We start from the raw sequence: 24716 nt of genomic DNA, 5'->3' as shown, positions 1-24716 counted from the left end.
GGAGCGGCGCCGGAGCGAGGGAAGTTTCGCGCAGCGAAACCCGGATGTCGGGGTGCCCTTCTTTGGCACACCTTTCTTGGGCAAGCAAGAAAGGTGTGGCGCCCGTAAGGGGCGCAACACAATGGGTCAGTAGATGCGGTGATGGATAGTGCCAGGCCAGTAAGTGACACGCACATAAACTTGCCAGTCCGGTATCAAGCGTATCTCCGCGCGAAAATGCGAAATATCTTTTTTAGGCTGTCATTGCCGGCAGTGACCCGACTTGCTGCGCGCCCTTTGTTATGACTATTGCGTCTGCGAGTACACTGCCAGGCCTTCTGCCCGTACCTGGAAAACCCGATGGATTTCGACGACCCCAGTTTTCGCGAGTTGCTCGACGCGCTGCACGACGGCGTCTACATCACCGACGCCGACGGTATCACCCTCAAGGTCAACGGCGCCTACGAGCGGTTGACCGGTCTGCGCAGCGAGGATGTGGTCGGCCAGCACATGCAGGCGCTGGTGGAGCAGGGCGTGATCTCCCAGTCGGTGTCCCTGCGGGTACTCAAGGAGGGGCGCGCGCTGTCACTGATGCAGAGCGTCAGCCAGGGCAAGCGCCTGCTGGTCAGCGGTACGCCAATTCTCGATGCGGCCGGCCACGTGCGCTACGTGGTCAGCACGGTGCGCGACATGACCGAACTGCTGCGCATCAAGCACGAACGTGATGAACTGCAGCAGCTCAAGCAGTTGCGCAACAGCACCGCGAAGCTGCACGCCGGCCAGCGTGACGATTTGCTCGACGCCTCGCCGGTGGCCAACCTGCCGGCTTCCGGGCGCCTGTTCGCCCAGGCCCGGCAGGTGGCCGCCAGCGACGTGAAGGTGCTGCTGCAGGGCGAAACCGGCGTCGGCAAGACGCTGATCGCCCAGTACATCCACAAGCGCAGCCCGCGCGCGGCCCAGCCGTTCCTGGCACTCAACTGCGGCGCGCTACCGGAGAACCTGATCGAGGCCGAGCTGTTCGGCTACGTGGCGGGTGCCTTCACCGGCGCCGGCAGCAAGGGCAAGCGCGGTCTGCTCGAACTGGCCCATCACGGTACGGTGTTTCTCGACGAGATCGGCGACCTGCCGCTGGCCCTGCAGGTCAAGCTGCTCAAGGTGATCGAGGAGAGCCGCTTCATCCCGGTGGGTGGTCTGGAGCTCAAGGAAGTGGACGTGCGCATCATCACCGCCACTCATCATGATCTGCGCCAGATGGTCGCCGAGGGACGCTTTCGTGCCGACCTCTATTACCGCCTCAACGTCGTGCCGATCCACATTCCTGCGCTGCGCGAGCGACCGGACGAGATCCAGCCGCTGCTCGATTTCTACCTGACCGAATTCAACGCTCGCTACCGGCGGGAACTGGCCTGGGGCCTGGAAGCCCTGGATGCGCTCACCGATTACGCGTGGCCCGGCAACATCCGCGAGCTGATCAACCTGGTCGAGCGGCTGGTGGTGACCTGTACCGGCGAGGCCGTAGAGCTGTTCGATCTGCCCGAGGAAATGCGTGTGTCTACGGCGGATGCGGGCAATGAAAGCCTGCCGCTGCGCAAGCAGGTCGAACAGCTCGAGCGGCGGATGATCCGCAAGGCTCTGGTGCAGCACAAGACCACCCGCGAGGCGGCCAAGGCGCTCGGGCTCAGCCAGGCGACGCTGGTGCAGAAGATGAAACGCTGGGAGCAAGGCTGATTGGAAAATGGATCAAATGGCAGTCTTTCGATCCATTTATTGATCGAAAGCCAGCGTCGCTAGCCTGTGACATATCGACGCAACCCTTCTGCGGCGAGGGTTTCGCGAAGCTGGCACAGGAATCGCTATGACAGGCCCGAACCCGTCCGCAAGACAACGCATAAAAGGGCCTGATGATGACTACTTCCGCCTTCAAGATCGCCAACAAGCTGCTCACCGGGCAAAGCGCCGTCGAGCAACTGACGCACGAACTACCCCGTCTGAAGATCACCAATCCGCTGATCGTCACCGACGCCATCCTGATCAAATCTGGCACTGTGGAGCATGTACTTCAACAGCTCGGCGAGCGTGCCTACGGCATTTTCGACGGCGTGGAGCCGGAGCCTGAAATCGCCATCGTCGAGGCCTGCGCCAAGGTCTACCGCGACGGCGGCCATGACGGCCTGATCGGCGTCGGCGGTGGCAGCGCCATCGACATCGCCAAGGCAGTGGCTGGTTACGTCGGTCATGACGGCGCGCTGGAAACGCTGTTCGGCGTCGATCAGGTCAAGCGCAAGGGCCCGCCGCTGATCGCCATCCCGACCACCGCCGGCACCGGCTCGGAAGTGACCAACGTGTCGATCCTGTCGGACAAGCAGGCGCAGCTGAAAAAGGGCATCGTCAGCGACTACCTGCTGCCCGACGTGGCCTTGGTCAGCCCGGTGATGACCCTGACCTGCCCGCGCAGCGTGACCGCCGCCAGCGGCGTCGATGCCTTGGTACATGCGGTGGAATCGTACCTGTCGGTGAATGCCTCGCCGATCACCGATGCCCTGGCCATCGGCGCCATCAAGCTGATCGCCAAGGCGCTGCCCAAGGCCTATGCCAATCCGACCGACATGAAGGCACGCGAAGACATGGCCACTGCCAGCCTGATGGCCGGCATGGCCTTCGGTAACGCTGGTGTCGGCGCCGTGCATGCGCTCGCTTACCCGCTAGGTGGGCGTTTCAACATCGCCCATGGGGTCAGCAACGCCTTGCTGCTGCCCTACGTGATGGCCTGGAACAAGCTGGCCTGCGTCGAGCGCATGGCCGAGATCGCCGCCGCCCTTGGCGTGCAGACCCATGGTCTGAGCGACAAGGCCGCCGCCGACCTGGCCGTCGAGGCCATGGCCGAGCTGTGCGCCAGCGTCGACATTCCCAAGGGCATGCGCAGCTTCAATGTGCCCGAGGACGCCATTGCGGCCATGGCCGAGGAGGCCAGCAAGATCGACCGCCTGATGCGCAACAACCCGCGGCGCCTGACCGCCGGCGACATCGAGCAGATCTACCGCGCCGCTTACTGAATCACCTGCTGCACCTGATGAAAGCGCCCCGGTTCTGCCGGGGCGTACTGGTTTACGTCCATACTAATAACACGGGTAATCCACATGTCCGAACTGCATCAACAAGGCCCGGAAGCGCCTTACACGCCCTTGGGGCCCTTCAAACTGCGCCTGCCTTTCATCCACTACCGCTTCGAGATCTCCGACTACATGCAGGGCCTGCTCATGTGTGCGGTGGACCTGGCGGCGATTCCGCTGATGACCGAGTTCCTCGGCATGCCCTTCGAGGTGGCGCTGGCGGTGGTCATGCTCAATGGCCTGCTGTACCTGGTGCATCACCTGCTCGGCGACCCCGTGGTACCAGGGTGGATCACCCCGGCCATCCCCATGCTCATGGCTTACTGCGCCCAGTTCCCGGAGGGCCCGGAGCGGGTGCATGCGCTGATCGCCTTCCAGCTGATGCTGGGGGTATTTTCCATCGGCCTGGGTATGACCGGTATGGCGCGCAAGGTGGTGTCGCTGGTGCCCTCGGCGCTAAAGGCGGGGATCATCATGGGGGCCGGCCTCAGCGCGGTGGTCACCGTGTTCAAGGAAGGCGGTCGTTTCGATGCTTTTCCGTGGACCATTTCCATCGCCATCGGCGTGGCCTTCTACCTGGTGTTTTCCATGCACTTCCAGGAGCTGAAGAAGCGCAGCCGTTTCTGGTGGAATTTCGCCAAACTGGGCATTTTCCCGATCATCCTGCTGGCGGTGATCGTCGCGCCGATCTTTGGCGAGGCGCCGTGGCCGAGCATCGAGTGGGGCATCAGCAAGCCGGACTTCGTCACCCTGTGGCAGGAATACACCGTATTCGGCCTTGGCATGCCGCCGTTGATGATGTTCCTCACCGCGCTGCCTACGGTGTTGGCCGCCTATCTGGTGGTGTTCGGCGACGTGATCAGCAACAAGGCGATCCTCGAGGAAGGCGGCAAGGTGCGCACCGACGAGAAGATCGACTTCAACCCCAACCGTTCGCACCTGATCTTTGGCGGGCGCAATGCCTTCATGAGCATGTTCGGCCCGGACGTGGCCATGTGCGGACCGCAGTGGGCGGCCATGCAGGTGGTGATCACCGAACGCTTCAAGGGCGGCCCCAAGGCGATGAAGTCCATCTACGGCGGCGTCGGCTCGTTCCGCTGGGGCACCAATACCGGCCTGCTGCTGTTGCCGGTGGTCACCCTGGTGCAGCCGATCCTCGGCGTGGCGCTGGCGCTGACCCTGTTGATCCAGGGCTACGTCAGCGTGCGCCTGGGCATCATGGAAGCGCGCAGCCAGCGTGATCTGGGTATCGCCGGGGTGATCGGTGCGGTGCTGGCTATCAAGGGCGCCGCCTGGGCGTTCGCCATCGGCCTGGGCCTGTGCGTGCTGATCTACGGCACCCGCTTCTTCCGTGGTGAGAACGACCAGACCTTCAGCAAGGACCTGCCGCCGGCAGAGTGACCGCTCTCCCTCTCATCAATACCGCCAGGGCTTCAGGCCCTGGCCGGAGGAGTCAACCATGCAACTCAACGATCCCCATCTGCTGCGTCACCAGGCTTACATCGACGGCCAGTGGTGCGATGCCACCGATGGCCGTGCCACGGAGATCTTCAATCCGGCCAATGGCCAATCCCTGGGCCTGGTGCCCAACCTGGGCGCTGGCGAAACCCGCCGTGCCATCGAAGCTGCCCAGGCGGCGCAGCCGGCCTGGCGCGCGCTGACCGCCAAGGAGCGCGCCGCGCGCCTGCGCACCTGGTACGAGCTGATGCTCGCCAACCAGGACGACCTGGCGCAGATCATGACCGCCGAACAGGGCAAGCCGCTGGCCGAAGCGCGGGGCGAAGTGCTCTACGCCGCTTCGTTCATCGAATGGTTCGCCGAGGAAGCCAAACGCGTCTACGGCGACACCATCCCGGGCCATCAGGCCGACAAGCGGCTGATCGTCACCAAGGAGCCGATCGGCGTGGCCGCGGCGGTCACCCCGTGGAATTTTCCGGCGGCGATGATCACCCGCAAGGCCGGCCCAGCCCTCGCCGCCGGCTGCGCCATGGTGCTCAAGCCGGCGCCGCAGACCCCCTTCAGCGCCCTGGCTCTGGCCGTACTGGCAGAGCGCGCCGGCATTCCGGCCGGCCTGTTCAGTGTGTTGCCGGCCGATGCCGAGCGCTCCCGCGAAGTGGGCGGTGAGCTGTGCGCCAACCCCATCGTGCGCAAGCTGTCGTTCACCGGCTCCACCGGTGTCGGCATCAAGTTGATGGAGCAGTGCGCGCCGACCCTGAAAAAACTGTCCCTGGAACTGGGCGGTAATGCGCCCTTCATCGTCTTCGACGATGCCGACCTGGACGCCGCGGTCGAGGGCGCCATGGTCGCCAAGTACCGCAACGCCGGGCAGACCTGTGTGTGCGCCAACCGTCTCTACGTGCATGACGGCGTGTACGATGCCTTCGCCGAGAAGCTCGCGGCGGCGGTGGCAAAACTCAAGGTCGGGTCGGGCACCGAGGCCGGCGTGACCACCGGCCCGCTGATCGACGCCAACGCCGTGGCCAAGGTGCAGAGCCATATGGCCGACGCGCTGGAGAAGGGCGCCAGGGTGCTGCAGGGCGGTCAGGCGCTGGGCGGCAATTTCTTCGCGCCCACCGTGCTGGCCGATGTGACCAGCGCCATGCGCTTGGCCCGCGAGGAGACCTTCGGCCCGTTGGCGCCGCTGTTCCGCTTCAGCGACGAAGCCGAAGTGGTGCGCCAGGCCAACGATACCGAGTTCGGCCTCGCCGGCTATTTCTACACCCGTGACCTGGCCCGCGCCTTCCGTGTCGGCGAGGCGCTGGAGTACGGCATGGTCGGCATCAACACCGGACTGATCTCCAATGAAGTGGCGCCGTTCGGCGGCATCAAGGCGTCCGGCCTGGGGCGTGAAGGCTCCAAGTACGGGTTGGACGAGTACCTGGAGATCAAATACCTCTGCCTGGGTATCTAAGGCGTCGGTACAGGCTATGGGACGTGCTTTAGCCGCGACTGGCTGGGCCTATGGCTGAAACTCGCCGCTAGGGCGCCTTCCACGTAGGACGGGCAGCCCGGGTCGAGCGCTGCGACACGCGGGGTCGACCTGGGTATCGCTGCGCTCAAACGCAGGCTACTGGCCGCCTGTCTAGGGAGTAGGCCGAGCTTTTACTTCTGGCACCCGAGAGAACGGTACGACCATCGGCCACGCTGGCAGCCATTCGCTCAGCGAGTACAATGCGCGCCACCGTGACCCAGCACTCAGAGGTGCGCCATGCAACCCTTCGCCATCGCCCCGTCGATCCTTTCCGCCGACTTCGCCCGCCTGGGTGAGGAAGTGGACAACGTACTCGCCGCCGGGGCGGACATCGTGCATTTCGATGTCATGGACAACCATTACGTGCCCAACCTGACCATCGGCCCGATGGTCTGCTCGGCGCTGCGCAAGTACGGCATCACCGCGCCCATCGATGCGCACCTGATGGTCAAGCCGGTGGATCGCATCATCGGCGACTTCATCGAAGCCGGCGCCTCGTACATCACCTTCCACCCGGAAGCCAGCGAGCACGTCGACCGCTCCCTGCAACTGATCAAGAGCGGCGGCGCCAAGGCTGGCCTGGTGTTCAACCCGGCCACTCCGCTGGACGTGCTCAAGTACGTGATGGACAAGGTCGACATGATCCTGCTGATGAGCGTCAACCCCGGCTTCGGCGGGCAGAAGTTCATCCCCGGCACCCTCGACAAGCTGCGTGAAGCCCGCGCGCTGATCGACGCCAGCGGTCGCGAGATCCGCCTGGAAATCGACGGCGGCGTGAACGTGCAGAACATTCGCGAGATCGCCGAAGCGGGCGCCGATACCTTCGTCGCCGGCTCGGCGATCTTCAACCAGCCGGACTACAAGGCGGTGATCGACGCCATGCGCGCCGAACTGGCCCAGGTGCGTGGATGAAACCGCTGCGCGCATTGTGCGCCGGTGAGCTGCCGCGCCTGGTGATGTTCGACCTGGACGGCACCCTGGTCGACTCGGTGCCGGACCTGGCCACCGCTGTCGACCGTATGCTGGTCGAACTGGGTCGCGAGCCTGCCGGTGTCGAGCGCGTGCGCCAATGGGTCGGCAATGGCGCTCGCGTGCTGGTGCGCCGCGCCCTGGCCGCTGGCATGGATGATTCGACGGTGGGCGAGGCTGAAAGCGAAGAAGCGCTGGCGCGCTTTCTCGACATCTATGCCGACTGCCACGAACTGACCACCCTGTATCCGGGCGTGCACGAACTGCTCGAAGCCCTGAGCACCGCCGCCGTCGAACTGGCGGTGGTCACCAACAAGCCGGAGCTTTTCGTCGCGCCGCTGCTGGAACAGGTCGGCCTGGGCGGTTATTTCCGCTGGATCATCGGCGGCGATACCTTGCCGCAACAGAAGCCCGACCCGGCTGCCTTGCTGCAGGTGATGCGCCTGGCGGGCGTCAACCAGTCGCAGTCGCTGTTCGTCGGTGATTCGCGCAGCGACGTGCTGGCCGCCCGTGCGGCCGGCGTGCCCTGTGTGGCGGTCAGTTACGGCTACAACCATGGCCGCCCGGTAGCCGAGGAAGAACCGCAGCTGGTGGTCGATAGCCTCGCTGAGCTGCTGTAGCGGCATTGGGTTGCTTGCGTCGAGCGGCTGCGCTACCTTGGCCGCTCGTTGTTTCCCCCTCTTCGAGATGCTCCCGTGGCGGTCACCTGCAAACTCTGGATGAAAGTCATCAAGGCCCTGGCCCGTTGGCGCTGGCGCGCCTGACATTCCCTGCCGCTGCGCGCGGCCCGTTTGCACCCGACCGATTTCTCATGCCACGAGGCTGATCATGATCCACGAAGAATTCCTGCGTTTGGCCGCCGAAGGCTACAACCGCATTCCGCTCGCCTGCGAAACCATCGCCGACTTCGACACCCCGCTGTCGATCTATCTGAAGCTCGCCGACGCGCCCAACTCCTACCTGCTCGAATCGGTGCAGGGCGGTGAGAAATGGGGCCGGTACTCGATCATTGGCCTGCCGGCGCGCACCGTGCTGCGCGTGCACGGTCACGAGGTCGTGATTACCACCGACGGCGTCGAAGTCGAGCGTCACCAATGTGCCGACCCGCTGGCTTTCGTCGAGGATTTCAAGGCCCGTTACCGGGTGCCGAGCATCGCCGGCTTGCCGCGCTTCAATGGCGGCCTCGTCGGTTACTTCGCCTACGACAGCGTGCGTTACGTCGAGCCCAAGCTGGCCGCCGGGGTGAACCCTGACGCGCTGGGCACGCCGGACATCCTGCTCAACGTCTCCGATGCCGTGGTGGTGTTCGATAACCTGGCCGGCAAGATGCACGCCATCGTCCTGGCCGACCCGGCCGAAGCCGATGCGTTCGCCCGCGGCCAGCAGCAGTTGCAGGATATCCTGCACAAGCTGCGTCAGCCGTTCACGCCGCGCCTGGGCGTGGATCTGAACAAGCCGGCGGGTGCGGAGCCGGCGTTCCGTTCCAGCTTCAGCCGCGAGGATTACGAGCGCTCGGTGGATGCCATCAAGGATTACATCCTGGCCGGCGACTGCATGCAGGTGGTGATTTCCCAGCGCATGTCGATCCCTTTCAAGGCCGCACCCATCGACCTGTACCGCGCGCTGCGCTGCATCAACCCGACGCCGTACATGTACTTCTTCAACTTCGGCGATTTCCACGTGGTGGGCTCGTCGCCGGAAGTGCTGGTGCGTGTCGAGGACAACCTGGTCACCGTGCGTCCCATCGCCGGCACCCGCCCGCGGGGTGCCACCGAGGAGCAGGATCTGGCGCTGGAAGAAGACCTGCTGGCCGATGCCAAGGAAGTCGCCGAGCACCTGATGCTGATCGACCTGGGCCGCAACGATACCGGCCGCGTCTCGGAAATCGGCTCGGTGAAGCTGACCGAGAAAATGGTCATCGAGCGCTATTCCAACGTCATGCACATCGTTTCCAACGTCACCGGCGAGCTGAAACAGGGCCTGACCTCGATGGACGCCCTGCGCGCCATCCTGCCGGCCGGTACGCTGTCAGGGGCGCCGAAGATCCGCGCCATGGAAATCATCGACGAGCTGGAGCCGGTCAAGCGCGGCGTCTACGGCGGTGCGGTCGGTTACTACGCCTGGAACGGCAACATGGACACCGCCATCGCCATCCGCACCGCGGTGATCAAGGACGGCGAGCTGCATGTGCAGGCCGGTGCCGGCATCGTCGCCGACTCGGTGCCCGCGCTGGAATGGGAAGAAACCCTAAACAAGCGCCGCGCCATGTTCAAGGCTGTGGCCTTGGCGGAGCAGGGCTCGTTTTGATCCGAGCGTTATCAGTACGTAGGGCGGACTCAGGGGCCTAAGCGAACAGTCCGCCAAACCATGCTGACCCTGGCACAAGGGCAACGGCGTACTGCTTCGCGAGTACGCCCTAACGCGCTAGGCCCCCCGATCCACCCTACGGCTGGCCTTTCTTTTGAGCACCAAACGCGAGTGGCCTCCATCCTGTGGGAGCGCGCCATGCGCGCGAAATCAAGGGCATGGCCCGTTCCCACGGGTGTAGCCCGGGTGGAGCGCAGCGACACCCGGGGCCGATCTCAGCCTTCCAGCTTGGCCAGGGCCGCCCCGGCGTCCAGATAGGCCCCGGCCTGTTCACGGAGGCGCAGGGTGCCGTCCGCCGGGGCGGTGACCTGGGTTTCCATCTTCATGGCTTCCATCACCGCGATCACCTCACCGGCTTTGACCTGGGCGCCGTCCTCGACCAACCAGGCGTGCAGGTTGCCGGAGATCGGTGCGCTGACCAGGCCTTCTTCGGCACCAGGCGCTGCGGCTTGAGGCGTGGGCTGAGTGTTACCGCCCAATGGCGCCAGACCTTGCAGCAGGGCGCCGGGCAGGCCCAGTTCGTGGCGTTTACCGTCGATCTCGATGAAGGTGCGCAGCAGCGCCTCGCCGGCCACCGGTAAGGTGCGCGGCGCCAGGGTTATTTGCTCGGCGAAGTCGGTTTCGATCCAGCGGGTGTGCACGGCGAAGTGCCCGCCGGTGAAATCGGCGTGGTCCATCACAGCGCGGTGGAAGGGCAGCACCGAGGCGATGCCGTCGATCTGGAACTCGGCCAGGGCGCGGCGCGCGCGGGCAATGGCCTGTTCGCGGGTGGCGCCGGTGACGATCAGCTTGGCCATCATCGAGTCGAAGCTGCCGGGTACGCTGGAGCCGCTTTCCACGCCGGTATCCAGGCGCACGCCTGGGCCGCTTGGGGCGCGGAATTCGCTGATCTTGCCGGGGGTGGGCAGGAAGCCCTTGCCGGCATCCTCGGCGTTGATGCGGAATTCGAAGCTGTGGCCCCGCGGCGTCGGTGTTTCGCTGAACGACAGCGGCAGGCCGTCGGCGACGCGCAGTTGCTCGATCACCAGGTCGACGCCTGCGGTTTCCTCGGTCACCGGGTGCTCGACCTGCAGGCGGGTGTTCACCTCCAGGAACGACAGGGTGCCATCGGCGCTGAGCAGGTATTCCACGGTGCCGGCGCCGACATAGCCGGCCTTCGCACAGATGGCGTGGGCGGACTGGTGAATGCGCTGGCGCTGCTCATCGGTGATGAAGGGCGCTGGCGCCTCCTCCACCAGCTTCTGGTTGCGGCGTTGCAGCGAGCAATCGCGGGTGCCGACCACCACCACGTTGCCGTGGCTATCGGCGATCACCTGGGCTTCGATGTGGCGCGGGCGGTCGAGGAACTGCTCGACGAAGCATTCGCCGCGGCCGAAGGCGGCTTCGGCTTCACGCACCGCCGAGGCGTACAGTTCGGCGACTTCGTCCATGCGCCAGGCGACCTTCATGCCGCGCCCGCCGCCGCCGAACGCGGCCTTGATGGCGATCGGCAGGCCGTGCTGTTCGGCGAAGGCCAGCACCTCGGCGGCGCTCTGCACCGGGCCGGGGGTGCCGGCCACCAGGGGCGCGCCAACCTGTTGGGCGAGCTTGCGAGCTTCGACCTTGTCGCCGAGCACGTCGATGGTTTCCGGGTTCGGGCCGATCCAGATCAGCCCGGCGCCCTGTACGGCGCGGGCGAAGTCGGCGCGTTCGGAGAGAAAACCGTAGCCGGGATGCACGGCATCGGCGCCAGCGCGCTTGGCGATAGCCAGCAGCTTGTCGATATTCAGGTAGCTGTCGGCCGGGCGCTCGCCGTCCAGCCCATAGGCCTCGTCGGCGTGGCGTACGTGCAGGGCGTCGATATCGGCATTGGCGTACACGGCCACGGAGGCCACACCGTGGTCGCGGCAGGCGCGGGCGATGCGCACGGCGATTTCACCGCGGTTGGCGATCAGGACTTTTTTCATGGTTGGTTCTTCGCATCGGCAGTAGGAAGGGAGGCGTCGGGCTCGAGCTCGACGAACGCCTCGATCGGGTTGAAGCGGATCTGCGCGTTGATGGGAATTTGCCCGGCCAGATCCAGATGATGGCTGGCCACGGCGGCGATCACTGGATAGCCGCCGGTCAGCGGGTGGTCGGCGAGGAACAGTACCGGCTGGCCGCTGGCGGGCACCTGGATGGCGCCCAGTGAGGTGCCTTCGCTGGGCAGCTCGTCAGGGTTGCAGCGCTCCAGCGGCACCTCGCCCTCGAGGCGAATGCCGACCCGGTTGGATTGCGGCGTGACGCGCCACAGCTGGCTGCTCAGGCGCTCGATGGCCGCCCCGGTGAACCAGTCGCTGCGCGGGCCCATGACCACATCCAGGGTGATCACGTCCTTGGCGGTGGGCAGCGGGAAAGCCGGGCCTTCACTCGACGATACGCTGCTGCCGGCGCTGATCGCGGCGAAACCCAAACGGTCTCCAGCCTTGAGCGGCGGCGGGCCGACCTGGGCCAGGCTGTCGTAGGACAAACTGCCCAGCACCGGCGCGACCTGAAAGCCGCCGCGAATCGCCAGGTAGCTGCGCAGCCCGGCCTGGGGCGCACCGAGGCTGACGCGGTCGCCGTCATCCAGCTCGATGGGCTGGTAATTGCCGGGCTGCCACTGCAGGCCGCTGGCGGTGGTGACGGTGATGGGCGTCTGCGCACCGCTGACGGCGATGAGCGTGCGGCCATGACAAACGAAGCTCAGGCCGCCGAGCACCACTTCCAGGCAGGCACAGGCTGAGTCGTTGCCCACTGCGCGGTTGGCGGCACGCAGGGCACCGCGATCCAGCGCGCCGGACATCGACACGCCCTGGTCGGTATGGCCGGCGCGACCGAGGTCCTGTAGCACCGTTTGCAGGCCGGGGCTGAGGATTTCCAGGTGCGCACCGGTAGGTGGCTCGCTGGCCGTCGTTTGCTGATGGGCTGGCAGGCCACCGGCCGGCAGTGGGCCGGCATCCTGGAAGCGCACCTTGTAGCCGGGGCGCAGCAGGGCCGGCTCGTCGCGGCCCAAATCCCACATCTGCAAGGGCGTGACGCCGATGATCTGCCAGCCACCGGGGCTGGCCTTGGGGTAGATACCGCTGAAATTACCGGCCAGGGCCACGGCGCCGGCAGGAATACGCGTGCGCGGAGTCTGCCGGCGCGGCACCTGGAAGTCGGCGCCGCCGGCCAGGTAGCCGAAGCCGGGGGCGAAGCCGCAGAAGGCCACTTCGTAATCGGCGCCGGTGTGGCGGCGCACCACTTCTTCACGGCTGATGCCGAGCAGCCCGGCGACCTCGTCGAGGTCCTCGCCGTTGTAGTGCACGGGGATTTCCACGCGGCGGCTCTCGCGGGTACTGCGCTGGCTCAGGTCGCGGCCGGCGAGATCGTCGATCAACGCCTGGCGGCCGACGGCGCTGGGCCGGTACTGGATCAGCAGGGTACGGGCCGCCGGAACGATTTCCTCAATCCCGGTGATCGGCTCGGCCTGCAGCGCGTCGAACAGCGCCAGGGTCTCATCCAGATCCTGCAGTTCGACGAGCAGCGTATCGAGGTTGGCTGGGAGAAAACGCACGGGCTTGTCCTATACGTGGTACGTGCTGTCAGGCACGTCGGTGATGAACATATGGCCGGGCGAATGGGTGATCGCGAAGGGCACGCCGGAGGCCATGACCGCCGCCTGAGGCGTCACGCCGCAGGCCCAGAACACCGGCACTTCGCCGGGCTCGATGCGCACCGCATCGCCGAAATCCGGCTTCTGCAGGTCTTTGATGCCGAGCCGCTGCGCCTCGCCGATATGCACCGGGGCGCCGTGCACCGAGGGATAGCGCCCGGAAATCCCGGCTGACTCGGCGACGCGATCCGCCGGGATCGGCCGCATCGACACCACCATCTCGCCATGCAGGCGGCCTGCCGGGCGGCAGGCGCGGTTGGTGCGGTACATCGGCACGTTGCAGCCGTCGGCAATGTGCCGCACTTCGATGCCGGCTTCCTGCAGGCCGGTCTCGAAGGTGAAGCTGCAGCCGATCAGGAAGGTCACCATGTCGGCGTGCTCCGCCCAGGCGGCGGTGGCGTCGCTGACTTCCTCGGCCAGCTTGCCATCACGCCAGATGCGGTACAGCGGCAGGTCGGTGCGCAGGTCGGCGCCTTCGGCCAGCAGCGTGTGCGGGCTGCCGGCGTCGCTCACGTCGAGCACCGGGCAGGCCTTGGGGTTGCGCTGGGCGTAGAGCAGAAAGTCATAGGCCCAGTCACGGGGCAGGGCGATCAGGTTGGCCTGGGTCATGCCCGGTGCGATGCCGGCCGTGGGTGCGACGCGGCCGTTGCGGTACTCGGTGCGGGCCTGGCGGGCGGCGGCGATGGCGGCCTGTTGGGCGCGTTGGATGGCGTTCATCGGGCGGCTCCGGCGAAGGATTGCAGGGACACGCCGGACTGCTCCAGCAGCTGGCGCACCTCGCGGGCCATCTGGATGGCGCCGGGGCTGTCGCCGTGCACGCAGATGGAATCGGCTTCGATGTGGGTGACGCTGCCGTCGATGGCTTCGACCTCGCCGGTTTGTACCAGGCGCAGCATGCGTTGGGCGACCTGCGCGGCGTCGTGCAGTACGGCGCCTGCCTCGCGGCGCGACACCAGGGTGCCTTGCGGCGTGTAGGCGCGGTCAGCGAAGGCTTCGGCGATGCAGGTCAGGCCTTCGCGGCGGGCCAGTTCGATCAGCGGCGAGCCGGCCAGGGCGACCAGCACCAGGCGTGCATCGACCGCGCGGATCGCCTCGATCACCGCCAGGGCCTGGCGCGTGTCGTGGGCGATGGTGTTGTACAGCGCGCCGTGGGGCTTCACGTAGCGCACCGATGTACCGGCGGCAGTGGCCAGGGCCTGCAGGGCGCCGATCTGGTAGATCACGTCGGCGGTCAGATCAAAGCTGGCCACATCCATGTTGCGGCGGCCGAAACCGACCAGATCCGGGTAGGCGACGTGGGCGCCGATGGTCACGCCTTTGGCCGCAGCGGCCTTGAGGGTACGCAGGATGCCGGCCGGGTCGCCGGCGTGGAAGCCACAGGCGACGTTGGCGCTGCTGACGATGTCGAGCATCGCGGCATCGTCGCCCATGGACCATTGGCCGAAGCTTTCGCCCAGGTCGCTGTTGAGGTCGATGGTTGGCATGTCGGGTCTCCTAGAGTCAGGCGATGAAGGCGAAGATCGGGCCGATGGATTTGGCGGCCATGTACCAGGTCAGCACGCAGGTGAGGGCACCGAGGGCCAACAGCCAGCGTGGGTAGTGGTAGCCCTCCATGAGGTCGGCGCGGCGCCAGCCCACGTAGATGAAGATGGTCAGGCCGATCGGCAGGATCAGGCCGTTGAAACCGCCGGCGAACAGCAGCAGGCCGGCCGGCGGGGTGCCGAGCATCAGGTAAACGCCCAGGGATATGGCGATGAACACCACGGTCGCCAGGTTGCGGCCGCGCTCGGTAATCGATTTGTTGAACACGGTGATGAACGACATTGAGGTGTAGGCCGCGCCGATCACGCTGGTGATGCCCGCTGCCCAGAGAATCAGGCCGAAGGCGCGCAGGCCGAGTTCACCTGCCGCGGCCTGGAACGCCTGGCCGGCAGGGTTGGCGCCCTGGCCCGAGGTGTCGATCACCACACCGCTGGCGACCACGCCAAGAATGGCCAGGAACAGGATGTAGCGCATCACGCCGGTGACCATGATGCCGCTCAGCGCTGCCTTGGAAACCTCGTCGATGTTCTCGACGCCGACCGTGCCGCGGTCCAGCAGGCGATGGGCGCCAGCGTAAGTGATGTAGCCGCCGACTGTGCCGCCGACGATGGTGGTGATGGTCGCGAAGTTGATCTCGTCCGGCCATACGGTCTGGCGCAGCGCTTCGCCAAGCGGTGGGTTGGAGGCGAAGGTCACGAACAGCGTGAGGCCGATCATCATCAGGCCCAGAACCACCATGATGCGATCCACCGCGATACCGGCGCGATGCGACATGAAGATGCCGATGGCCACCAGGGCGCTGAGTGCGCCGCCCCATTTGGTGTCCAGCCCCATCAGCGCATTCAGGCCCAGGCCGGAGCCAGCGATGTTGCCGATGTTGAACACCAGCCCGCCGAAGATCACCAGCACCGCCAGCAGATAACCACTGCCGGGAATCGCCGCGTTGGCGATGTCCGATGCACGCATGCGGGTCAGGGTGACGATGCGCCAGACGTTCAACTGCACCACGAAGTCGATCAGGATCGACGCCAGGATGCCGAACGCGAATGCCGCGCCCATGGTGGCCGTGAAGGTAGCGGTCTGGGTAATGAAACCAGGGCCGATGGCCGAGGTGGCCATCAGGAAAATGGCCGCGATCAGCGATGATCGGCGTGAGCGGGCGAAGTCGCCGGTGGTCTGGGCCTGCATGGAACACTCCTGGGACGGGGTAACGGGTGCAGGTGTGTAAGGCAATCAACATGCCATATAGCAATAAAAAAGCTCGAACTGTTGATTCTAGACGGTTTTATTGTTCAACAATCTAATTTGAATTGATGATCTATCTGCACTGTTTTGTTACTTCGATACCCAGCGGTGTTTCACCATGGTGCGTGCGGTGACAGCCTGGCCACTTGCCTGAAGCGTGCCGCTCGGTGACCATCGCTGCATTCGGCTCTGTGCAGAGCCCGGCCCTGGCCTGGTGGATCGATGATGAACAACGACGTATCTGAAAACCCGCGCACGCTCGGCGAGACCGTGACAGCGGAAATCCGCCGCAAGCTGGTGGAGGGCGAACTGGTGCCGGGGCAGCGGCTGTCCGAGGCGGCGCTCAGCGAAAGCCTGGATATCTCGCGCAATACCCTGCGCGAAGCTTTTCGCGTGCTGACCCAGGAGGGGTTGCTCAAGCACGAACCCAACCGCGGTGTGTTCGTATCGGTGCCGGACATGGCCTCGATCATCGAAATCTACCGGGCGCGGCGCTTCGTCGAATGCCAGGCGCTGGTCCAGGCTTATCCCAAGCACCCTGGGGTCAAGCGCATGCGTGAAGCGGTCAAGGCGGCGCAGCGCAGTGCCGGGGTGCCCGACTGGGGGGCGGTGGGTACGGCCAACATGGCCTTCCACGCGGCCATCGTCGAGCTGGCCGACAGCCAGCGCCTGAATACCTTCTACCGGCACCTGTCGGCCGAGCTGCGTCTGGTATTCGGCTTGCTCAATGACGCGGAATTCCTGCATGCGCCCTATATCGACATGAACGCGGCGATTCTCGAGCACCTCGAAGCCGGGCGCCCGCACGACGCTGCCAAGGCGCTGGACGCCTATCTGGTGCAGTCCGAACGCACCATCCTGGCCGCCTATGCGCGGCGCGATTCCTGAGCCTGCTCCAGCGAATAACTGCCCTGGGGTTCGGCGCACAGGCTGCTCTCGCCACTGGCATCGGCGGCTTTGGCGCAGCTGTCGATGTAAGCGGCCAGGTGGTGCAGCTCGATGAACTTGGGCGCCTTGGCACTGCTGTCCAGGGTGGTGATGGGCAGGTTCAGGCGGCCCGTGGCGATGGCGCGGATGAAGTTGTCGGCGCTCAGGTGACGGAAATACACCGTGCGCACGCGGTCGATGGGCACCAGCACGTCGCCGTGGGTGCGAAATAGAAGCTCCAGCGTCTGGAGCGGCAGGTGCGGCTCAGGCTGAGTGTTCATGGTCGGGCTCGGTATGGGGTCAGGTCTCGCTGTCCGGGTTGATGGGGCGCGTCATCATTCTTCGGTGAAGCGCGAGGATTTGAGAATGCCGCCCACCAGGTGAATCTTGGTGACGTTGTCCTGGTGGATGTGAATGGGCGGGTGGTTCTGGTTGACGCTGTCAAAGCGGTACATGCCGTCGCGCAGGTAGATGTATTCCTTGATCATCGCCTGGCCGTCCAGCGTACGGACCATTACCTCGTCGCCGGCATGAAACGGCTTGTTCGGCTCGATCAGCACGTATTCGCCGTTCTTGATCCGCGGGTGCATGCTGTCGCCGTTCACCCGGAGCCCGTAGGCATTGGGGTCGTCGCTGTGAATGCGCAGGTAGCCGTCACCATGCCCGACGGGAAAGTCGATCTCCTCGAAGTAGCCCTGGGTGCCCAGTTGCGCATGCCCCACCACAGGTACCGCGCCGCCACGGGCGTGGCCGACGGCCAGGGTGTCGCCCGACGATAGCTCCGGCAGGTCATCGGTACCGGCCAGTTCGGCGAGGCTGACGCTGAGCGCTGGTGCCAGCAGCAGCAAATCGGATAGAGCAGGCTCGCGCAGGTCGCTCTCGTAGTTGCCGATGCGCGACTGGGATGACCAGCCACAGGTTTCGGCCAGCGACTGCTGACTCAGGCCCTTGCTCTTGCGCAGGCGTTTGATGCGTTGCCCCAGAGTTTCCATTGCAGCCTTCCATTAATCACGGTGTGAAATATTTATAGCGCAAATCTTGGCTTGAATAAACCACGATTCGTGATTATTTTTGAAGTGGCGATAATCGGTAAGGCGCGTGGCGCGACTTGCCGACCGGTCATATCAACCGCCATCGGGGATGGCAGGAGGCAGGCAATGATTTCTTATATAGACGAGGCGCTGCAGCGGTGGGGCGATGCGCAGCAGGCCGGCGAAACGGAGCGGGGCTCGACTATGGGCAGCAGCTTGATCGCTTCGCTGATGGCATCACAAGGCGTGCTTAATCGCGCCGCCCGTGGCAGTCGCGTGCTGGTGGACAGGACGACGGAGATCGACTGGATCGTCAGCAAACACCTCTCCCCGGAGCAGCGCCAGGTGGTCGTCGAGCAGTACTGCGGCGGCGAGCACCAGCGCGAAAAGTGGATGGCCTGCGGGTGCAGCCGGGCGCAATTCTATCGGCGATTGGGGCAGGCCCACCGGGCCATCGAATCACAGCTTCTGAAGCGCGCCGCCTGAGCGCGCTTTTCATTTCTGCCGGCGGCGGTTCTCGCCGCTTGGCCCGTTTCCCGCCCTGCAAGCACCGCCTGCGAGAACCCGCGTCGGGCACTATCGTGTATGGGCGGCTGTAGCAGGGGCACCTGAACAGGGTGTGTGTCCGCTTTTTTTCGGTATGTCGGCGCTGATTCCCGGCGTGCCCTTGAGAGGGTGAGAATTGGGGGTTATACAGTCATCACCGTCACAGAGGTGGGCAAGCAGTCAGCCTGCCTGGTGACTTCATCCATTCATTGATACCGAATGCGCTCAACGGCGCGCAGCAACAACCCGACCTTCCTTTAACAGAGCCCCGCCATATGCGGGGCTCTGTCGTTTCAGGGGGCGGCATAACCTCATGTCGTCGGGGCCATCGGCCTCGGGGAGTACGATAACAATGACTGAATTCAGCAGCGCCGTGCTGTTCGGCGTGCTCGGCGAGCATCTCGCCGCGCTGATCGCTCCAATCAATGGCGAGGCTGCACTCGGCGCCTTGTGCGGGGCTCTGGTGTATTTCACCACTACGCAGAACCTGCCCATGTGGAACCGGCTGGCGTTTTTCCTGACGTCGGCCGTGATGGGGTACCTGTGTGCCCCGGCCATCACCGACTTCCAGCTGCACGGCATCCACCCCTTCGCCTATCCGGGACCTGCCGGTTTCGCCGGTGCCGGGTTGGTGGTGACGTTGATGCTGGCCGCCATTCGCCGCCGTGACGGCAACACGCACGACAAGCCACCTGGCGACCGGGATATTTGACCCGTCACCCACGGCATCGTGCACCGACCGCTACCTGAACCCGTACGACGCCACACCCGTGTCGTCGTACTCACCCTGGCCCGCCACCGTGCGGGCTTTTTCATGTCTGGAGGAAACACCATGGCTATCAAAACCTTTGACCAAATGGCCGCTGCAGGCGAATTCCCGCTGATCGGCTTCAACGCCGCGGGGCTCGGCAACAACCCCTATGTCGACGCCATCGCCACCGCGCGGCTGGACACCCACTACTTCACCGTCGCCCCCCGCGGCCACCAGCCGGACTACATCAAGTCCTATGCGGGTAGCATCGGCGGCAAGCCCTTTGCCGTACGCTTGCCGTTCGCCGGCGAGCGCATCGCCATTCTCGATGGCGCCGGCGGCTTCACCTTGCGCCAGAGCTATGTGGAGGAGATCCGCCGCGCCATCCGCCATATCCACAGCTGGGGCGGCTTCTCGCTGCTCGACATGCACAACTATTGCCGTTGGTACGTGCGCGCCAGCGGGCCGGTAAGCGGCCGCGTGGTGCAGGCGTGGAACGGCGGCTTCGCCTTGTGGACGGCCATCGGTGCGCCCGATTGCCCGGTCAACTACGCCCTGCTGGCGCGCATCTGGGCGGCCATCGCCCGTGAGTTTCGCGACGAGCCCGGCGTGTTCGGCTACGGCCTGATGAACGAGCCGCACAATATGGGCAGCGTGCCCGATGGCGGCGTCAACGTCGAAAACCTGTGGACCACCAACGTGCAGCGGCTGATCACCGCCGTGCGCGAGGTCGACCCGCGACACTTCATCACCGTGGCCGGCAATTCGTTTGCCTCGGCCCTGTATTGGCCGCGTAGTTCGGACGCGCTCAAGAACCTGCAGGATCCTGGAGGCCGCCTGCTCTACGAGGCGCACCAGTATGCGGACAAGGACGGTCAGGGCGGTGGCAAATGGACCCAGGCCACCGACTCGGTCGACTATCGGGATCGGGTGGCGGACTGGGCGCCCTTCATCGACTGGCTCAAGGCCAACGGCAAGCGCGGTATCGCGGGCGAGTTCGGCGGGCCCGATCATTTGCCCGGGATGCGCACCTACTTCACCGAGCTGCACAAGTACTTCGATGCCAACCACCTCTTGCGCTTCCAGTGGCTGGCCGGCCCCGGCGATGACGATGACGACCCGAATGGCATGGACCGCAACGATGGCACGCTCAAACCCAACACGCGCTCGTTGATGGCTCGCATCGGCAATACCACCACGGCCTACGGCCCACGTTGATCCACCTCGCTGGCCCGCTTCGGCGGGTCAGCGCCTTTCGATATCCGGAGAATTCCCATGGCTCGACTTACTGCCACCCAGGCGGGTGGCCAAAACGTACTCGCCTTCCTCGACATGCTGGCCTGGAGCGAAGGCACGTCGACCATTACCAGCAGCGACGACGGCTACAACGTGCTGGTCGGTGGCCAGCTGTTCACCGACTACAGCGCGCATCCGCGCCGGCTGGTCGAACTGCCGCGCTATGACATCCAGTCCACGGCGGCTGGCCGCTACCAGTTCCTGGCCCGCACCTGGGACGCCATCGTCGAACTCTACAACTTTCGTGGGCGCTTCACGCCGCAGGCTCAGGACCTGGCTGCGGTGAAGCTGCTCGAAGAGTGCGGCGCACTCGCGCCCATTCAGGCCGGCCAGGTGGCCGAGGCGATCAGCGCCGCCGCGCCAATCTGGGCCAGCCTGCCGGGCGCCGGTTACGGCCAGCGTGAGCACGATCTCGCTGCGTTGCTGCGCATCTATTGGCAAGAGCTGGCCGGCCAGGCACGTGACCGGGATGACCTGCTGGCCATGTTCATCGCCTGCGGCGGACAGGTGGCGGCATGAGCCTGCTCACGCTGATTCCCACCCGCTATCGATGGCTGGTTGGCGGCGGCCTGGCTCTCGCGCTGCTGCTCGGCGCCATCAGCCTCGGCTGGGTGGTGCAAGGCTGGCGCCTGGGCCAGGCGCTGGCCGCGCGCGACCAGTCCCACGCCGAGGTCATGGCGCGCCTGCACGACGCGGCCGCTCGTGAAATCCAGCGCGCCCAGAACAAGCGCCTTGCACTCGAGCAACAGCTGCAGGCGTCCTCGCAAACCCATTACAGGAGACTTGGCGATGCTGAACAAAAGGCTGCGCGTCTTCGTGATCGTCTTGCCACTGCTGAGCTACGGCTGTCGGTCCTTACCGCCGACACCGACGCTGCCGGCGCCGATCACCATCCCCAACTGCCGACCACCACCCGCGCCGGACGCCTGGTGGATGGCGCCCCACGAGCCGACATTGACCGAGGAGCTGCTCGACGAATTGTCGACATCACCGGGCGCGGCGACCGCGCCGTCATCGCCCTAGGGATGTGCCAGGCCTACGTGCGAGCCATCGGTGAAACGCCTTGAGAAGCTGTTGACGATCTTCATGTGCATAAAGCGGGAACTACAAGGCAGAAGCGGCCGGTGAGACGGTAGGGCCTTAGCCCCGAGCTTTATGAGGGCGTAATAGAGCTCGGGGCTAAAGCTCCTCCTACACGTTTACGTGACTGACCGCTCCCGCTGTTGCCAAAACCGACGAACCTGAACTGAAGGGTTATGAATAGTTTCCTGGTGCGGTGCTCACGCGACGTTGACAGCGACTAGCCCGAGCCGAAGAGTGCCCGCTCTGCGGCTCACTCGCGTTGCCTGCGCATCACGTGCTCCGGGTGCTCGGTGGATGGATCGATCTGCTTGCTCATCATGGCGGCGTTTGCCCATGATGCCGGGTGTCGCAATGCCAGTTGCACGCCATGGCTCTGCTGGGCTACTGTGCCGCAAGACAAACGCGAGACCTCCTTTGTGAACGCCAGCAGCACCCTTCTGATGCGCCTCATCAAAGCCCACGCCCGTTGGCGTTGGCGCGCCTGATCCCTTCTCCGGCCAAGCCGGACGATTTCTCTCTGCCTTGCTCGAACCCTGATAGCCATTCTTCCAGCACGCAAAATTGCGGGTACGAATGGGGGTTATCGAAACCAGGGCGACTGGCTGAAAAGCAGTACATCAAAGGGTTGAAGCTAAAATGCTGCTGATGATCGACAACTACGATTCCTTTACCTACAACGTGGTGCAGTACCTGGGCGAGCTGGGGGCCGATGTGCACGTCATTCGCAACGACGAGCTGACCATCGCCGAGATCGAGGCGCTCAAGGCCGAGCGCATCGTCGTCTCGCCCGGCCCGTGCACGCCGACCGAAGCGGGCGTGTCCATCGAGGCCATCCTGCATTTCGCCGGCAAGCTGCCGATTCTCGGCGTCTGCCTGGGTCACCAGAGCATCGGCCAGGCGTACGGCGGCGACGTGGTGCGCGCTCGCCAGGTGATGCACGGCAAGACCAGCCCGGTTTTCCATCAGAACAAAGGCGTGTTCGCCGGCCTGGCGATGCCGGTAACCGTGACCCGTTACCACTCGCTGGTGGTCAAGCGCGAGACTCTGCCGGACTGCCTCGAGATCACCGCCTGGACGCAACACGAAGACGGCGCCGTCGACGAGATCATGGGCCTACGTCACAAGACCCTGAACGTCGAGGGCGTGCAGTTCCACCCTGAATCGATCCTGACCGAGCAGGGCCACGAACTGTTCGCCAACTTCCTCAAGCAGACCGGAGGCGTGCGCGCATGAATATCAAGGAAGCCCTCAACCGCATCGTCGCCCAGCTCGACCTGAGCACCGAGGAAATGCGCAATGTCATGCGCGAAATCATGACCGGCCAGTGCACCGACGCGCAGATCGGCGCGTTCCTGATGGGCATGCGCATGAAGAGCGAGACCATCGACGAGATCGTCGGCGCCGCCAGCGTGATGCGTGAACTGGCCTCGCCGGTGGAGATCGCTGCCGAGCGTCTGGTCGACACCTGCGGCACCGGCGGCGACGGCATGAACATCTTCAACGTCTCCACCGCGGCGGCGTTCGTTGTGGCCGCGGCGGGTGGCAAGGTGGCCAAGCACGGTAATCGCGCAGTGTCGGGCAAGAGCGGCAGCGCCGACCTGCTCGAAGCCGCCGGCATTTATCTGGGCCTGACGCCGGTGCAGGTGGCACGCTGCGTCGAAACCGTCGGCGTCGGCTTCATGTTCGCACCGTCCCATCATGGCGCCATGAAGCATGCCATCGGCCCGCGTCGCGAGCTGGGTCTGCGCACGTTGTTCAACATGCTCGGCCCGATGACCAATCCCGCTGGTGCCAAACACCAGGTGGTCGGCGTATTCAGCCAGGCACTGTGCCGGCCAATGGCAGAAGTGCTGCAACGCCTGGGCAGCGAGCACGTGCTGGTGGTGCATGCCCAGGACGGTCTCGACGAGATCAGCCTGGCGGCGCCAACGTTCGTCGCCGAGCTGAACAATGGTGTGGTCAGCGAGTACCGCATCCAGCCCGAGGATTTTGGCATCAAGAGCCAGAGCCTGATCGGCCTGACCGTCGAAGGCGCCGGGCAATCGCTGGAGCTGATCCGCGATGCTCTGGGGCGCCGCAAGAGCGAGGCCGGCCAGAAAGCTGCCGACATCATCGTGCTCAATGCCGGCGCGGCACTCTATGCAGCCGACCACGCCGACAACCTGCGTGACGGCATGAGTCTGGCTCACGACGCCCTGCACACCGGTCTGGCCCGGGAGAAGATGGAAGAGTTGGTATCCTTTACCGCGGTATTCAAACAGGAGAATGAAGGGTGAGCATTCCCACCGTTCTGGAAAAGATCCTTGCCCGCAAGGCCGAAGAAGTGGCAGCGCGCCGCGCCGTCGCCAGCCTCGCCGAGGTCGAGCGCGAGGCCCGCGCTGCCGATCCGGTGCGTGGCTTCGCAAACGCGCTGATCGAAAAGGCCAAGAGCAAACAGCCGGCGGTGATCGCCGAAATCAAGAAGGCTTCGCCGAGCAAGGGCGTGCTGCGCGAGAACTTCGTGCCGGCGGACATCGCCCAGAGCTATCAGGATGGTGGCGCGACCTGCCTGTCGATCCTCACCGACATCGACTTCTTCCAGGGCGCCGACCGCTACCTGCAGGAAGCGCGCAGCGCCTGTTCGCTGCCGGTGATCCGCAAGGATTTCATGATCGACCCGTACCAGATCGTCGAAGCCCGGGCCCTGGGCGCCGACTGCGTGCTGCTGATCGTCTCGGCGCTGTCCGATGCACAGATGGCCGAGCTGGCCGCAACCGCCAAGTCGTTCGACCTCGACGTGCTGGTGGAAGTACACGACGGTGACGAGCTCGAGCGTGCGCTCAACGTGCTGGACACACCGCTAGTCGGCGTCAACAACCGCAACCTGCACACCTTCGAGGTCAGCCTGGAAACCACCCTCGACCTGCTGCCACGCATTCCCCGTGAGCGCCTGGTGGTGACCGAGAGTGGCATTCTCAATCGCGCGGATGTCGAGCTGATGGAAATCAGCGAGGTGTATGCCTTTCTGGTCGGCGAAGCCTTCATGCGTGCCGAGAACCCCGGCTCGGAGCTGGAACGCCTGTTCTTTCCCGAGCGCAAGCGGCTGGTCAGCAGCCCGGATGTGGACTGAAACAGCGACGGCGCCCGAGCAGAGCGTGTGAAAAGTCGCTGATGCAGGTAGTGATCCCATCAGACGCCCCGACATTGTTCGGGGCGTTTGCTTTTGTACGATTCGAAAGGTCGCGACCAACCTTTCAAGTGAGCA

Annotated in this window: 23 protein-coding genes; 16 read left to right on the top strand and 7 right to left on the bottom strand. The window is 65.0% G+C overall.

Translation table 11 applies throughout. From position 1 onward, the window contains the following. Positions 1-339 precede the first annotated feature (339 nt). The 7 genes from BVH03_RS06635 (at position 340) to trpE (ending at position 9336) form a co-directional block, all read left to right on the top strand. A complete protein-coding gene (locus BVH03_RS06635; RefSeq protein ID WP_075960436.1) occupies positions 340-1707 on the top strand; it encodes a sigma-54-dependent Fis family transcriptional regulator in 1368 nt (455 codons plus the stop codon). Between the two features lie 176 nt (positions 1708-1883). After that, complete coding sequence (locus BVH03_RS06630; protein ID WP_075960437.1) at positions 1884-3032, top strand: iron-containing alcohol dehydrogenase; 1149 nt, start codon at positions 1884-1886, stop codon at positions 3030-3032. 84 nt (positions 3033-3116) lie between these two features. Further along, a complete protein-coding gene (locus BVH03_RS06625) occupies positions 3117-4490 on the top strand; it encodes a hypothetical protein (RefSeq protein WP_075960435.1) in 1374 nt (457 codons plus the stop codon). Positions 4491-4548: 58 nt separating this feature from the next. Next, positions 4549-6000, top strand: coding sequence for an NADP-dependent succinate-semialdehyde dehydrogenase (gene gabD / locus BVH03_RS06620; protein ID WP_075960434.1), 1452 nt, complete (start codon positions 4549-4551; stop codon positions 5998-6000). 297 nt (positions 6001-6297) lie between these two features. After that, positions 6298-6972, top strand: coding sequence for a ribulose-phosphate 3-epimerase (gene rpe / locus BVH03_RS06615; protein ID WP_027904865.1), 675 nt, complete (start codon positions 6298-6300; stop codon positions 6970-6972). After that, positions 6969-7649, top strand: a complete 681-nt coding sequence (locus BVH03_RS06610; RefSeq protein WP_075960433.1) for a phosphoglycolate phosphatase — start codon at positions 6969-6971, stop codon at positions 7647-7649. The genes rpe and BVH03_RS06610 overlap by 4 nt, the downstream gene beginning before the upstream one ends. A gap of 208 nt (positions 7650-7857) precedes the next feature. Continuing rightward, positions 7858-9336 carry an anthranilate synthase component I gene (gene trpE, locus BVH03_RS06605; protein WP_075960432.1) on the top strand — a complete coding sequence of 493 codons (1479 nt, stop codon included), beginning with the start codon at positions 7858-7860 and terminating at the stop codon, positions 9334-9336. A gap of 275 nt (positions 9337-9611) precedes the next feature. Here the strand turns inward: trpE and BVH03_RS06600 are convergent, their stop codons facing one another. From BVH03_RS06600 to BVH03_RS06580, 5 genes are read right to left on the bottom strand one after another with little or no spacing between them, the layout of a single operon-like run. After that, positions 9612-11342, bottom strand: a complete 1731-nt coding sequence (locus BVH03_RS06600; protein WP_075960431.1) for a biotin carboxylase N-terminal domain-containing protein — start codon at positions 11340-11342, stop codon at positions 9612-9614. Next, a complete protein-coding gene (locus tag BVH03_RS06595) occupies positions 11339-12952 on the bottom strand; it encodes a 5-oxoprolinase/urea amidolyase family protein (RefSeq protein ID WP_075960430.1) in 1614 nt (537 codons plus the stop codon). Before BVH03_RS06595 ends, BVH03_RS06600 begins: the two co-directional genes overlap by 4 nt. A 9-nt stretch (positions 12953-12961) precedes the next feature. Further along, positions 12962-13768, bottom strand: a complete 807-nt coding sequence (locus BVH03_RS06590; RefSeq protein WP_075960429.1) for a putative hydro-lyase — start codon at positions 13766-13768, stop codon at positions 12962-12964. Continuing rightward, positions 13765-14535: a LamB/YcsF family protein gene (locus BVH03_RS06585; protein WP_075960428.1), complete on the bottom strand. Its 771-nt coding sequence runs from the start codon at positions 14533-14535 to the stop codon at positions 13765-13767. The genes BVH03_RS06590 and BVH03_RS06585 overlap by 4 nt, the downstream gene beginning before the upstream one ends. Before the next feature lie 16 nt (positions 14536-14551). Next, on the bottom strand, positions 14552-15781 hold the full coding sequence (locus tag BVH03_RS06580) for an NRAMP family divalent metal transporter (protein ID WP_075960427.1): 1230 nt from the start codon (positions 15779-15781) through the stop codon (positions 14552-14554). A gap of 282 nt (positions 15782-16063) precedes the next feature. Here BVH03_RS06580 and BVH03_RS06575 point away from each other — a divergent pair, with 282 nt between their 5' ends. Further along, positions 16064-16726: a GntR family transcriptional regulator gene (locus BVH03_RS06575; protein WP_075960426.1), complete on the top strand. Its 663-nt coding sequence runs from the start codon at positions 16064-16066 to the stop codon at positions 16724-16726. Here the strand turns inward: BVH03_RS06575 and BVH03_RS06570 are convergent. Both BVH03_RS06570 and BVH03_RS06565 read right to left on the bottom strand, forming a co-directional pair. Next, positions 16705-17046 carry a pyocin activator PrtN family protein gene (locus BVH03_RS06570; protein ID WP_075960425.1) on the bottom strand — a complete coding sequence of 114 codons (342 nt, stop codon included), beginning with the start codon at positions 17044-17046 and terminating at the stop codon, positions 16705-16707. The two genes, BVH03_RS06575 and BVH03_RS06570, sit on opposite strands and share 22 nt — an antisense overlap. A gap of 54 nt (positions 17047-17100) precedes the next feature. Next, positions 17101-17757: an XRE family transcriptional regulator gene (locus BVH03_RS06565; protein WP_075960424.1), complete on the bottom strand. Its 657-nt coding sequence runs from the start codon at positions 17755-17757 to the stop codon at positions 17101-17103. A 165-nt stretch (positions 17758-17922) separates the two neighbouring features. On the opposite strand from BVH03_RS06565, the gene BVH03_RS06560 reads away from it, so the two are divergent. The 8 genes from BVH03_RS06560 (at position 17923) to trpC (ending at position 24581) form a co-directional block, all read left to right on the top strand. Then, positions 17923-18282, top strand: a complete 360-nt coding sequence (locus BVH03_RS06560) for a hypothetical protein (RefSeq protein ID WP_075960423.1) — start codon at positions 17923-17925, stop codon at positions 18280-18282. Positions 18283-18694: 412 nt separating this feature from the next. Next, a complete protein-coding gene (locus BVH03_RS06555; RefSeq protein ID WP_075960422.1) occupies positions 18695-19054 on the top strand; it encodes a putative holin in 360 nt (119 codons plus the stop codon). Between the two features lie 120 nt (positions 19055-19174). Then, positions 19175-20311 (top strand): glycoside hydrolase family 5 protein, encoded by a 1137-nt coding sequence (locus BVH03_RS06550; RefSeq protein WP_075960421.1) that lies wholly within the window; start codon positions 19175-19177, stop codon positions 20309-20311. 57 nt (positions 20312-20368) lie between these two features. Continuing rightward, a complete protein-coding gene (locus tag BVH03_RS06545; RefSeq protein ID WP_075960420.1) occupies positions 20369-20908 on the top strand; it encodes a glycoside hydrolase family protein in 540 nt (179 codons plus the stop codon). Next, a complete protein-coding gene (locus BVH03_RS06540) occupies positions 20905-21456 on the top strand; it encodes a lysis system i-spanin subunit Rz (protein WP_075960419.1) in 552 nt (183 codons plus the stop codon). The genes BVH03_RS06545 and BVH03_RS06540 overlap by 4 nt, the downstream gene beginning before the upstream one ends. Before the next feature lie 652 nt (positions 21457-22108). Beyond that, positions 22109-22705 carry an aminodeoxychorismate/anthranilate synthase component II gene (locus BVH03_RS06530; RefSeq protein WP_075960417.1) on the top strand — a complete coding sequence of 199 codons (597 nt, stop codon included), beginning with the start codon at positions 22109-22111 and terminating at the stop codon, positions 22703-22705. Beyond that, on the top strand, positions 22702-23748 hold the full coding sequence (trpD, locus tag BVH03_RS06525; protein WP_075960416.1) for an anthranilate phosphoribosyltransferase: 1047 nt from the start codon (positions 22702-22704) through the stop codon (positions 23746-23748). The genes BVH03_RS06530 and trpD overlap by 4 nt, the downstream gene beginning before the upstream one ends. Then, positions 23745-24581, top strand: coding sequence for an indole-3-glycerol phosphate synthase TrpC (gene trpC, locus BVH03_RS06520; RefSeq protein ID WP_075960415.1), 837 nt, complete (start codon positions 23745-23747; stop codon positions 24579-24581). The genes trpD and trpC overlap by 4 nt, the downstream gene beginning before the upstream one ends. Positions 24582-24716: the final 135 nt, after the last annotated feature.

The sequence above is a fragment of the Pseudomonas sp. PA15(2017) genome, from assembly GCF_001945395.1.
GTDB lineage: Bacteria > Pseudomonadota > Gammaproteobacteria > Pseudomonadales > Pseudomonadaceae > Aquipseudomonas.
This window is presented reverse-complemented; position numbering and strand designations above follow the sequence as displayed.

Excerpts from the sequence above, each read along its gene's own strand:
- BVH03_RS06635 (WP_075960436.1), top strand. The coding sequence starts at position 340 with ATGGATTTCGACGACCCCAGTTTTCGCGAGTTGCTCGACGCGCTGCAC.
- BVH03_RS06610 (WP_075960433.1), top strand. The coding sequence starts at position 6,969 with ATGAAACCGCTGCGCGCATTGTGCGCCGGTGAGCTGCCGCGCCTGGTG.
- BVH03_RS06575 (WP_075960426.1), top strand. The coding sequence starts at position 16,064 with ATGAACAACGACGTATCTGAAAACCCGCGCACGCTCGGCGAGACCGTG.
- BVH03_RS06565 (WP_075960424.1), bottom strand. The coding sequence starts at position 17,757 with ATGGAAACTCTGGGGCAACGCATCAAACGCCTGCGCAAGAGCAAGGGC.
- BVH03_RS06580 (WP_075960427.1), bottom strand. The coding sequence starts at position 15,781 with ATGCAGGCCCAGACCACCGGCGACTTCGCCCGCTCACGCCGATCATCG.
- BVH03_RS06625 (WP_075960435.1), top strand. The coding sequence starts at position 3,117 with ATGTCCGAACTGCATCAACAAGGCCCGGAAGCGCCTTACACGCCCTTG.
- BVH03_RS06530 (WP_075960417.1), top strand. The coding sequence starts at position 22,109 with ATGCTGCTGATGATCGACAACTACGATTCCTTTACCTACAACGTGGTG.
- BVH03_RS06560 (WP_075960423.1), top strand. The coding sequence starts at position 17,923 with ATGATTTCTTATATAGACGAGGCGCTGCAGCGGTGGGGCGATGCGCAG.
- BVH03_RS06555 (WP_075960422.1), top strand. The coding sequence starts at position 18,695 with ATGACTGAATTCAGCAGCGCCGTGCTGTTCGGCGTGCTCGGCGAGCAT.
- rpe (WP_027904865.1), top strand. The coding sequence starts at position 6,298 with ATGCAACCCTTCGCCATCGCCCCGTCGATCCTTTCCGCCGACTTCGCC.
- BVH03_RS06550 (WP_075960421.1), top strand. The coding sequence starts at position 19,175 with ATGGCTATCAAAACCTTTGACCAAATGGCCGCTGCAGGCGAATTCCCG.
- BVH03_RS06545 (WP_075960420.1), top strand. The coding sequence starts at position 20,369 with ATGGCTCGACTTACTGCCACCCAGGCGGGTGGCCAAAACGTACTCGCC.
- gabD (WP_075960434.1), top strand. The coding sequence starts at position 4,549 with ATGCAACTCAACGATCCCCATCTGCTGCGTCACCAGGCTTACATCGAC.
- BVH03_RS06600 (WP_075960431.1), bottom strand. The coding sequence starts at position 11,342 with ATGAAAAAAGTCCTGATCGCCAACCGCGGTGAAATCGCCGTGCGCATC.
- BVH03_RS06590 (WP_075960429.1), bottom strand. The coding sequence starts at position 13,768 with ATGAACGCCATCCAACGCGCCCAACAGGCCGCCATCGCCGCCGCCCGC.
- BVH03_RS06540 (WP_075960419.1), top strand. The coding sequence starts at position 20,905 with ATGAGCCTGCTCACGCTGATTCCCACCCGCTATCGATGGCTGGTTGGC.
- trpE (WP_075960432.1), top strand. The coding sequence starts at position 7,858 with ATGATCCACGAAGAATTCCTGCGTTTGGCCGCCGAAGGCTACAACCGC.
- BVH03_RS06630 (WP_075960437.1), top strand. The coding sequence starts at position 1,884 with ATGACTACTTCCGCCTTCAAGATCGCCAACAAGCTGCTCACCGGGCAA.
- BVH03_RS06585 (WP_075960428.1), bottom strand. The coding sequence starts at position 14,535 with ATGCCAACCATCGACCTCAACAGCGACCTGGGCGAAAGCTTCGGCCAA.
- trpD (WP_075960416.1), top strand. The coding sequence starts at position 22,702 with ATGAATATCAAGGAAGCCCTCAACCGCATCGTCGCCCAGCTCGACCTG.
- BVH03_RS06570 (WP_075960425.1), bottom strand. The coding sequence starts at position 17,046 with ATGAACACTCAGCCTGAGCCGCACCTGCCGCTCCAGACGCTGGAGCTT.